General features: G+C 41.9%; 1 protein-coding gene. It reads left to right on the top strand.

Going from position 1 to position 234, the window contains the following annotated elements; translation table 11 throughout:
* A partial coding sequence (locus IEX97_RS13370; RefSeq protein WP_188883569.1) for a methyltransferase domain-containing protein occupies positions 1 to 234 on the top strand: 234 nt, incomplete at both ends.

Here is a 234-nt window from a genome sequence, read left to right as displayed (position 1 = left end):
AAATCGTCTCATGGTCAATAAAGCACTTCAATTATTGGCACTTGAACCGACTGATTATGTCTTAGATTTATTTTGCGGATTAGGGAATTTTTCACTTCCCATGGCAAAACATTGCCAAGAGGTATTGGGTGTTGAGGGCAGTGAGCGAATGGTTCAACGAGCGCGCATGAATGCTCGGTTAAATCAATTAAGCAACGCTCAATTTTTAGCGGCCAACCTTGAAGATGAACGAAC

Origin of the sequence: Paenalicyclobacillus cellulosilyticus, assembly GCF_014647315.1 — a bacterium.
GTDB classification, from domain to species: Bacteria; Bacillota; Bacilli; order Alicyclobacillales; family Alicyclobacillaceae; genus Alicyclobacillus_J; species Alicyclobacillus_J cellulosilyticus.
Note: the sequence above shows the minus strand (reverse complement) of the source record. Positions and strands in the feature narration are given on the sequence as shown.